The sequence below is a fragment of the Pseudohaliea rubra DSM 19751 genome (assembly GCF_000764025.1).
In the GTDB taxonomy this organism is placed as follows: Bacteria; Pseudomonadota; Gammaproteobacteria; order Pseudomonadales; family Halieaceae; genus Pseudohaliea; species Pseudohaliea rubra.
The window spans coordinates 167,840-176,273 of sequence record NZ_KN234746.1; the positions used below are offsets into that span (position 1 = coordinate 167,840).

Annotated in this window: 7 protein-coding genes; 3 read left to right on the plus strand and 4 right to left on the minus strand. The window is 67.4% G+C overall.

Translation table 11 applies throughout. The features are described 5' to 3' along the window. Nucleotides 1-43: 43 nt before the first annotated feature. Genes HRUBRA_RS01885 through HRUBRA_RS01895 form a run of 3 tightly spaced genes read left to right on the plus strand, consistent with a single transcriptional unit; the run spans nt 44 to nt 3,380 of the window. Nucleotides 44-1,486, plus strand: coding sequence for an adenylate/guanylate cyclase domain-containing protein (locus HRUBRA_RS01885; protein WP_035513968.1), 1,443 nt, complete (start codon nt 44-46; stop codon nt 1,484-1,486). After that, a complete protein-coding gene (locus HRUBRA_RS01890) occupies nt 1,483-1,857 on the plus strand; it encodes a response regulator (protein ID WP_268870525.1) in 375 nt (124 codons plus the stop codon). The genes HRUBRA_RS01885 and HRUBRA_RS01890 overlap by 4 nt, the downstream gene beginning before the upstream one ends. Then, nucleotides 1,854-3,380, plus strand: a complete 1,527-nt coding sequence (locus tag HRUBRA_RS01895) for a sensor histidine kinase (protein WP_035513970.1) — start codon at nt 1,854-1,856, stop codon at nt 3,378-3,380. Before HRUBRA_RS01890 ends, HRUBRA_RS01895 begins: the two co-directional genes overlap by 4 nt. Here the strand turns inward: HRUBRA_RS01895 and HRUBRA_RS01900 are convergent. From HRUBRA_RS01900 to recJ, 4 genes are all read right to left on the minus strand, one after another. After that, the gene (locus tag HRUBRA_RS01900) at nt 3,331-3,915 is read right to left on the minus strand and encodes a hypothetical protein (RefSeq protein ID WP_201771502.1); all 585 of its coding nucleotides are present in this window, start codon (nt 3,913-3,915) and stop codon (nt 3,331-3,333) included. The two genes, HRUBRA_RS01895 and HRUBRA_RS01900, sit on opposite strands and share 50 nt — an antisense overlap. A gap of 50 nt (nt 3,916-3,965) precedes the next feature. After that, entirely contained in the window at nt 3,966-5,453 is a 1,488-nt protein-coding gene (gene lysS, locus HRUBRA_RS01905; protein ID WP_035513972.1) for a lysine--tRNA ligase, read from the minus strand. Between the two features lie 12 nt (nt 5,454-5,465). After that, nucleotides 5,466-6,564, minus strand: a protein-coding gene (gene prfB / locus HRUBRA_RS01910) for a peptide chain release factor 2 (RefSeq protein WP_144244347.1) whose coding sequence is annotated in 2 segments (ribosomal slippage) — nt 5,466-6,488 and nt 6,490-6,564 — 1,098 coding nt in all. Because the reading frame shifts where the segments join, the coding sequence is not laid out codon by codon here. A 166-nt stretch (nt 6,565-6,730) separates the two neighbouring features. Then, nucleotides 6,731-8,428 carry a single-stranded-DNA-specific exonuclease RecJ gene (gene recJ / locus HRUBRA_RS01915; RefSeq protein ID WP_052094279.1) on the minus strand — a complete coding sequence of 566 codons (1,698 nt, stop codon included), beginning with the start codon at nt 8,426-8,428 and terminating at the stop codon, nt 6,731-6,733. Nucleotides 8,429-8,434 lie beyond the last annotated feature (6 nt).

An 8,434-nucleotide genomic window follows, 5' to 3' on the forward strand; every position in this document is an offset into this window, starting at 1 on the left:
GCCATCGATAGGGCGCGCGGCGCCATGGGGAGCAGGCAGAACGGTGACCGGCGAGCTACAGCCCTTTCCCTTCAGTGACGTGCTCCTGCGCGCCATCGCCGAGGTGCGCAGCATCGCCGCGGAGGTGGCGCCGACGCTGGCCGCGGAGCCCCGCGAGGATCTTACGGGCGTCCTCAAGGCGGCAACTGCCCTCGAACGGGACCTCGGCGATGGCGAGGCTGCCGACCGGCACGAGCTGCGCAACCGCCTTGGCGCCCTGCGCGGCTACGCCGAAATGCTCCTGGAGCAGGTGGAGGGCGACGCACACGCCGAGCTCGGCGACTGCCTCCTGCGCCTGGTGCAGGCCACCCACAGCGCCGGAGACCTCACCCTCGACAGCCAGCCCGGACGGGGCAGCGTCACCATAACCAGCGAGCCGGGCTTTATCCTCGCCGTGGACGACCGGCGGGAGAACCGCGAGCTCGTCGCCCGCTACCTCTCACGCTGCGGTCACTTTGTGGTTACTGCCGCCGACGGCGAGCAGGCCCTGGCCACCCTGGAGGAATCCGATGTCGATGTGGTACTCCTCGACCTGGTCATGCCCGGCATGGACGGCCGCGAGGTGCTGGCGCGCATCAAGGCGCACCCGGAGTGGCACGCCACGCCGGTGATCGTGATCTCCGGCCACCAGGATATGCAAGGCATCATCGACTGCATCGAGGCCGGCGCCGACGACTACCTGTTCAAGCCCTTCAACCCGGTGCTGCTACAGGCGCGTATAAAGGCCGGCATCGAGCGCAAGCGCTGGCATGACCGCGAGGACCAGTACCGGCAGCAGCTCGAGCGCAGCGAGCAATTCATCCGCGCCACCTTCGGCCGCTACCTCTCCGACGAGATCGTCACCGACCTCCTCGAGCGCCCCGAGGGCCTGGACCTCGGCGGCGATCTGCGCGAAGTGACCATCCTCATGTCCGACATCCGCGGCTTCACCACGCTTTGCGAGCAACTGGAGCCGACCCAGGTGGTGACCATGCTCAACCGCTACCTGGGGGCCATGACGGACATCATCCTGGCCTGGAACGGAACCATCGACGAGTTCATCGGCGACGCCATCCTCGCCGTCTTTGGCGCGCCCCAGGGCCGCAACGATGACGCCGACCGCGCGGTGCAGTGCGCCCTCGCCATGCAGGCCGCCGTGGACGCGGTCAACACTGCCAACGCCGCCGAGGGCCTGCCGGCACTGCGCACAGCAGTGGCCCTGAACACCGGCACGGTCATCGCCGGCAATATCGGCTCGGAGCGGCGCAGCAAGTACGGTTTCGTCGGCCATCCCATGAACGTGACCTCGCGTATCGAGGACGCCACGGGGCCCGGCGAGGTGCTGGCGGCGGACAGCACCGTCGCCGCCCTCGCCGGCCGCGCCACCGTAGCCGAGAGCCGCGAGCTGCAGGCCCGGGGCATCGACGAGGCGCTGCGGGTGCATCTTGTGACGGGCTACCTGCCGTGAGCGGTCGCGGCCCCATCCTTCTGGTCGAGGACAACGAGCTCAACCGGGATATGCTGCGCCGGCGTCTCACCCGTGCGGGCTTTACGGTGCTCACCGCCGGCGACGGCCGCGAGGCGCTGCAGCGCATGGAAGCGGAGCAGCCCGCGCTGGTGCTCATGGACATGAACCTGCCCGTGCTCGACGGCTGGAACGCCTGCCGCGAAGCGCGGGCAAACCCCACTACCCGGGCCATCCCGATCATCGCCCTCACAGCCCACGCCATGGCGGCGGACCGGCAGAACGCCCTCGGCGCCGGCTGCGACGACTACGCCACAAAGCCCATCGACTTCCCGGCCCTGCTCGAGAAGATCGAGGCGTTCTGTCCCGCATGAGCCTGCGCAGACGCCTGATTCTGTCACTGCTGACCATCCTGGTGCTTTTCGCCATCAACGTCGGCACCCACTTCTGGGGCAGCTTCGCGCGGAGCGAGAGCATGGTCGCCTACCGGCAGGCCGTAGAGGCCTCGCAGCTGACCACGGAGCTGGAGCAGCTGCTGGAGGATCAGCGCCAGCAGATCCTCGTGCTGGCGACACTGCGCGAGACTACCGAAGACCGTCTGGGGGACGAGGAAAAGTCCCGGGAACAGGCCGATCTCGCTGCCATCCGCCAGCGCATCGAGAATCTCGGTGCGGTCAGCCGCGATGTCACCCAGCAGCAATACGAGCGCCTGCTCACCGCCGCCGACCGCCTCCTCGTCAACTGGCAGAGCTTCTATGAGCGTTATAACGATCCCGCCTACGACGCCGATGTGGAGGATGCCGGTGACTACCTCACGACCAGCCAGCGGCTGAAGGAGCTGGAGCAGCGCCAGGCTTTTATCGCCGTACAGCGGGCCAATGTCATCGATCGCACAATCCTGCTCACGGATCGGATCACGGTCGTCGGTTTCATCACCTCCATCTTCCTCACGGCGACCCTCGGCCTGTTATTGGTGCGCTATACCAACGCCTCCCTGAAGCGCCTCAAGCGCGGCACGGAGCGCATCGGCGCCGGCGACCTCGGCTACCGCATCGATGACATCGAGGACGAGGGCGAGCTCGGCGATCTCGCCGAGGCCTTCAACACCATGGCCGACAAGCTGCGCATCGCCATTGAGGACGAGCAACAGGCAAAGCGGGAGGCAGACGAGGCCAACGCGGCCAAGAGCATCTTCCTCGCCAACGTCAGCCACGAACTGCGCACGCCGCTGAATGCCATCATCGGCTACAGCGAAATGCTCCACGATGAGCTCGGCGACGCCGGCGCGGTGGACCGGGACAGCCACCGGGCAGACCTCGACAAGATCGCCCTCTCCGGACGCCAGCTGCTGGCGCTCATTGACGACATCCTCGATCTGTCCAAGATCGAGACCGGTAAAATGGAACTGCACTGCCAGGACTTCCGCCCGGAGGAGGTTATACGGCAAGTGTGCGACGGCCTTGCGCCGCTGGTGCGGGAAAAAAAGAACCGGCTGCACCTGGACCTTGCCGAGGAGCTGCCGCAGCTGCACTCGGACGCCACCAAGTTCCGGCAGGTGCTGGTCAACCTGCTCAGCAACGCGAGCAAGTTTACCGAGGACGGCGATATCACGGTGCGCGCCCGGCCCGCGGAAGCGCCCTACGCCCTGGCCGTGGCGGTGGTGGACACGGGGATCGGTATGAACAGGGCCCAGCAGGCGCGTGTCTTCGAAGCCTTCGTCCAGGCAGAACCGGACACCAGCGCCGCCTATGGCGGCACGGGGCTCGGCTTGGCGATCTGCCGGGACTTCTGTGAACTCATGGGCGGGCGCATGAGTGTGACCAGCGCCCCGGGCCAGGGGTCGACCTTTACCGTGGAGTTGCCGGCTGACCCAGGGTCAGCTCGCGCAGGCGCCTGAGCGCCTGCTCGCGCTTCTCCAGATCCTGACGCAGGATGGCATTACTACCCTCCAGATCATCGAGGTGCCGCGCCAGTTCCACCAGCGCCTCCAGGGCACGGGTCAAGAGCACGGCCGTATCGTGCGGCGCCTGCGCCGTCGGCTGCCGCGCCTGCAGCTCGGCACTGGCGACGGTTGCGGCCTCGAGATCGTAGAAGGGACTGTTCGGCAGCATACTCACATAGGCGATCGCGACATCCGCCTCCCAGGCCGCTGTGGGATTCTTCTCCAGGCGCCGGTAGCGTTGAAAATACTGCACCGCCTCGATGCTGTCGCCGGCGGCAAGGGCGCGGAACCCCCGCTCAAGGAACGTGTAATCGGCGCCGGGCTCCGGGCAGTTACAGTCCCGGGGATCGGGGAGGTTGAGGTTCAGCTCCACCTCACGCGCATCCGCCGACCCGCTGTCGGCGGTGGTCGCCGGCGGCTGGCCCGCACAGCCGGCGAGAAGCGTCAGGGCCAGGCCAGCGACCGGGGCCCAAAGCTTGAATGGCTGCACGGCCGTCTCCGTCAAATGCCGAGTACCAAGTCTAACACGACAGATACGGCTTACTCGGGCCGAAGGTGCGGAAAGAGAAGCACATCACGGATCGATGGTGAGTCGGTCAGCAGCATCACCAGCCGGTCGATACCGATGCCCTCCCCGGCCGTCGGCGGCATGCCGTACTCCAGGGCGCGCACGTAATCATGGTCGTAGTGCATGGCCTCCTCGTCGCCGGCCTCCTTCTCGGCCACCTGGGCGCGGAAGCGTTCGGCCTGATCCTCCGCGTCGTTGAGCTCGGAGAAGCCATTGGCCAGCTCCCGCCCGGCCACAAAGAACTCGAAACGGTCGGTAACAAAAGGGTCGGCGTCGCTGCGCCGGGCCAGCGGTGAAACCTCCGTCGGGTAGGCGGTGATGAAGGTCGGCTGGTCCAGCTTCTCCTCCGCGCTATGCTCGAAGATCTCCAGCTGCACCTTGCCCAGGCCCCAGCCGTCCTTGAGGGGAATGCCCAGCTCGCGGGCAAGGGCCCGGGCCGTGGTCTCGTCGCCGAGCTGTTCCGCGCTGACGCCCGGGTTGTAGGCGAGGATGGCCTCCAGCACCGTCATGCGGGCAAAGGGTTTGCCGAAGTCGTAGTCCACACCCTGATAGTGCACGCTGGTGCTGCCGAGCACGGCCTCGGCGAGCGAGCGCATCAGATCCTCCGTGAGGTCCATGGCGTCCCGATAATCGGCGTAGGCCCAGTAGTACTCGAGCATGGTGAACTCGGGATTGTGCCGCGTGGACAGCCCCTCGTTGCGGAAGTTGCGGTTGATCTCGTACACGCGCTCGAAGCCGCCGACGGTGAGGCGCTTCAGATAAAGCTCCGGTGCGATGCGCAGGTACATGTCGAGGTCCAGCGCGTTGTGGTGGGTCACGAAGGGTTTCGCGGCCGCGCCGCCGGGGATCGGCTGCATCATTGGCGTCTCTACCTCCATGAAGCCGCGGCGGTTCATGTAGTCGCGGATAAAAGTAACGACCTGCGAGCGGCGCTGGAACACCCGCCGGGAGTCCTCGTTGACGATGAGGTCCACATAGCGCTGGCGGTAGCGCAGCTCCTGGTCCGCCAGGCCGTGGTACTTGTCCGGCAGCGGGCGCAGGGCCTTGGTCAGCAGCCGCGCCTCGGCCATGTTGATGTAGAGGTCGCCCTTGCCCGACTTGTGGAGGGGCCCGCGCGCTGCAACGATGTCGCCGAGGTCCCAGTGCCTGGTCGCCTCCAGGGTGTCTGCGTCCAGGCCCTTGCGATTGATGTACAGCTGCACCTGGCCGCTGCCGTCCTGGATGAGCAGGAAAGCGCCGCGGTTGCGGATGAGGCGGCCGGCGACGGCGTACTCGGTGTTGTTCTCCTCCAGTTCCTCCTTGCTGCAGTTGCCGTACTCGGCCTGCAGCCAGCCGGCCTCCGCCGTGCGACGGAAATCGTTGGGGAAGGGGTTGCCCGCCTCGCGCAGGGCGGCGAGCTTGCCCCGGCGTTCAGCGATCAGCTTGTTCTCGTCCGCCTGCGGCGGCTGGTCTTCACTCATGGCTACGGTCCGTCAGAGGCCCTTTTTCAGGGAGGCCTCGATGAAAAGGTCGATGCCGCCGTCCAGCACGGCCTGGGTGTTGCTGGTCTCGACGTTTGTGCGCAGGTCCTTGATGCGGGACTGGTCCAGCACGTAGGAACGGATCTGGCTGCCCCAGCCGATGTCCGCCTTGTTGTCCTCCATGGCCTGCTTTTCCTCGCTGCGCTTGAGCACCTCGAGCTCGTAGAGCTTGGCCCGGAGCAGCTTCATGGCCTGGTCACGGTTCTGGTGCTGGGAGCGCTCCGTCTGACACTGAACCACAATCCCCGAGGGATTGTGCGTGAGCCGCACGGCGGAGTCGGTCTTGTTCACATGCTGGCCGCCGGCGCCGGAGGCCCGGTAGGTGTCCACGCGCAGTTCGGCGGGGTTGATCTCAATCTCGATGTTGTCATCGATCTCCGGCGAGACGAACACGGAGGCGAAGGACGTGTGCCGGCGGTTGCCCGAATCGAAGGGCGACTTGCGCACCAGCCGGTGCACGCCGGTCTCCGTGCGCAGCCAGCCGAAGGCGTACTCACCGCTGAACTGGATCGTCGCACTCTTGATGCCGGCGACCTCACCGGCGGAGACCTCGATAAGTGCCGTATCGAAGCCGTGGGCCTCGCCCCAGCGCAGGTACATGCGCAGGAGCATCTCGCCCCAGTCCTGGGCCTCGGTGCCACCGGAGCCGGCCTGGATGTCGAGGAAGGCATTGTTCGGGTCCATCTCGCCGCTGAACATGCGACGGAATTCGAGCTTCTCGAGGCGCCCTTCCAACTCGCCAAGATCCCCCTCCACGGAGGCCACCGTGTCGGCGTCGTCCTCCTCCGCCGCCATCTCGAGGAGGTCCAGGGCGTCGCGGGTGCCTGCCTCCAGCGCCTCGATGGTGCTGACGATGGACTCGAGGGTCGAGCGTTCCCGGCCCAGCTCCTGGGCCCGTTCCGGATCGTCCCAGACCGTCGGCTCGGCGAGCTCGAGCTCTACTTCCGCCAACCGTTCCTTGCGCTGGTCGAAGTCAAAGATACCCCCTCAGCACGTCCGTACGTGCTTGCATGTCCTTGAGGCGGTTGACGAGGGGGTTGATCTCCAGCATGGCGGGTCCCGTTGGTGAGAAAGCGCGCCATTCTAGCGCAGCGCGCCCGCCCCGTGCAGGGGTCAGGCGAACGGGTTGCGTAAGGGGGCAAGGATCACCACCTGCGGCACCGTGAGCAACAGCAGGAAGAGCCCGGGCCAGGCTGTCCCCCGGGGGCATGCCTCCGTCAAGGCACGGGGGTCAGGTGCTCCACGATAAGCTGCACACGCTCCTCGCCGCGCCAGGCGTTCACGTCCAGGCGGTAGGCGATAGCGAGCGTCACAACGGACGGATCCGGCCAGGCCTCCGGATCGATGTTGAAAGCGATCGCGTCCACCGCGCGCTCCGGCGCACCCGCTGGCGCCAGCACCAACTTCAGGTGCCGCTCGCCGACGATGCGCTGGCTCTTCACCACGAAGCGGCCGTCGAAGAGCGGCTCCGGGAAATGCTGGCCCCAGGGGCCGGCATTGCGCAGGGAACTGGCGAGCTCCAGCGCCAGCTCCGCCGGCGCGAGCTCGCCGTCGCTCTCGAGCACCGCCTGCAGCTCCACGTCCTGCGCCTGGCGTGCCACCTCCTCCACCAGCGCCGCTGCGAAGGCATCAAGGTGCTGCCGGGGGAGGCTCAGCCCGGCGGCCATGGCGTGGCCGCCAAAGCGGTCGATGAGCCCCGGGTGCCGGTTGTCGAGGTTGGCCAGCACATCGCGGATGTGTACGCCGGGGATAGACCGGGCCGAGCCCTTGAGCATGGCACCGTCGGCCTCTGCGTCGGCGAAGGCGATCACGGGACGGTGCACCCGGTCCTTGATGCGCGAGGCGAGGATGCCGATAACACCCTGATGCCAGCCCGGTTCGTAAAGCGCCAGCGCCAGCGGCGGCTCCACAAGATCGTCTTCCCGCGCCGCGAGAAGGGCCAGGGCGTCCGTCTGCATGTCCTGCTCGATGAGCCGCCGGTCGCGGTTGAACTGGTCCAGGCGCGCCGCGAGCCCGTGCGCCGCCCCCGGGTCGTCACTGAGCAGGCACTCGATGCCGATGGTCATATCGTCAAGGCGCCCGGCGGCGTTGAGGCGAGGCCCCACGGCAAAGCCGAGGTCCGAGGCCACAACCCGGCGCGGATCGCGGCCGGCCACGGCGAGAAGCGCCGCTACCCCCGGCGAGGCGCGACCGGCGCGAATGCGGGCCAGGCCACCCTGGACAAGAATGCGGTTGTTGCGATCCAGGGGAACGACGTCCGCCACGGTACCCAGCGCCACAAGATCAAGGAAGTCTGCCAGCCGCGGTTCGGCAACGCCCCGGGCGGTGAACCAACCGTCGTCGCGCAGCTGTCGACGCAGGGCCAGCAGCAGGTAGAAAACCACCCCGACCCCGGCGAGGTGCTTGCTGGGGAAGGCGCAGTCACGCTGGTTGGGGTTGACGATGACCGTCGCCGCCGGCAGTTCGTCGCCGGGCAGGTGATGATCGGTGACGATGACATCCATGCCCCGTTGCCGGGCCGCAGCCACGCCGGCAAGACTGGCAATACCGTTGTCGACGGTGACCAGCAGGTCCGGTCGCCCCTCGGCCGCGAGAGCCACGATCTCCGGCGACAGGCCATAGCCGTACTCGAAGCGGTTGGGCACCAGAAAGTCCACGTGCGCTGCGCCGAAGGCACGCAGTGCGCGCACGCCGAGGGCACAGCTGGTGGCACCATCAGCATCGAAATCACCGACGAAGAGGATGCGCTCGTCGGTCGCCAGCGCCTGTGCCAGCCGCGCCGCGGCGCGATCAGCGCCGAGCAGTGCATCGGGCGGCAGGAGCCGGCCCAGGGAGAGGTCGAGCTCGTCGGGGTCAAGGACGCCGCGGGCCGCATAGGCGCGGGCCAGAACCGGGTGCAGGCCCGCCGCCGCCAGGGGCTC